Here is a 1,124-nt window from a genome sequence, read left to right on the forward strand (position 1 = left end):
ATCGGCGAGTTCGGAGGCGTCGGCGCTGTTGAGGGTGATGGTTGGCATGGTCGTTTTCCTTTCGCCGCTCAGGTGGTTTTCTTGGTTGGCCGGGTCGTGCTGGTGCGTAGCCGGTAGGACTGGGTGCCGGTTTCGAGGATGTGGGCGTTGAAGGTGATTCGGTCCACGATCGCGGCGACCAGGCGAGGGTCGGCCACGACGGTTCCCCACTCGCTGAACGGGAGGTTGGTGCCGATGCCGATGCTGGCGCGTTCGTCTCGTTCGGTGATGATCTGGAAGAGCAGTTCGGCTCCGCGGGTGTCGATCTGGACGTAGCCGAGTTCGTCGAGCAGCAGCAGATCCAGGCGGGCGTAACGACCGACGACGCGGGAGAGTTGCCGGGCGTCGGCGGCCTCGACGAGCTCGTTGACCAGCGCTGCGGTGCTCACGTAGCGAACCCGGCGGCCTTGTTCACAGGCGGCCAGGCCCAGTCCGATGAGCAGATGTGTTTTGCCGGTGCCGGAGTCGCCGAGCAGCACTAGGGGTTGCCCGGCGTCGATCCAGGCGCCACTGGCCAAAGTGGCCAGCTGCGCGGCGGTCACCGATGGCACTGCCTCGGTGTTGAAATCGGCGAGCCGTTTGAGGCGGGGGAACTTCGCTTCACTGATGCGTCGGGCGCGGCGCCGATCGTTGCGGTCGTCGACTTCGGCGGACAGGACTTCAGCCAAAAACCCGAGGTGGGTTTGGCGTTCCCGCACGGCGATCTCGGCGAGTCGGGCGGCTTCGTCACGGACGGTGGGTAGGTGCAATTCACGGGCCGCGGCACCGATAGCGGCTTGGGCGGCGTCCTGGGTCCGGGTGCTCATGGTGCGCTTTGGGTCGTTGCGCTGGTGGCCAGAAGGTCGTCGTAGCCGGTCAGTGTCGGGGCGGGCCGGTCGTAGCGGGCCAGTGCACCGATTGGGATGACCGGCGCGAGCGCACCGCCGGCGTGGCGGCGGGCATCGATCAGCACGGCCTGCGGGTCCAGCGTGGCGGCGTTGATCGCTTTATCCATCGCGGCGATCACCGCTGTGGCGGGCAGGCTGCGATGGGCGAGCAGGACTTCGATCAACGCCCGGGTGCCCGCCTGGTCGCCGCGTTCGCGG

1 protein-coding gene and 1 pseudogene are annotated in these 1,124 nt (G+C 67.5%); both read right to left on the bottom strand.

What is annotated here, in order from left to right:
- Positions 1-68 precede the first annotated feature (68 nt).
- Positions 69-845, bottom strand: a complete 777-nt coding sequence (gene istB / locus AC2VON_RS15450; protein ID WP_486953739.1) for an IS21-like element helper ATPase IstB — start codon at positions 843-845, stop codon at positions 69-71.
- A pseudogene (locus AC2VON_RS15455) lies at positions 842-1,124 on the bottom strand (hypothetical protein); the annotation flags it as partial. The gene istB and the pseudogene AC2VON_RS15455, both read right to left, overlap by 4 nt.

Source organism: Mycobacterium sp. TH-M82 (assembly GCF_057473605.1).

Bases quoted from the DNA above. Each gene is read 5' to 3' on its own strand.
- istB (WP_486953739.1), bottom strand. From the start codon at position 845: ATGAGCACCCGGACCCAGGACGCCGCCCAAGCCGCTATCGGTGCCGCG.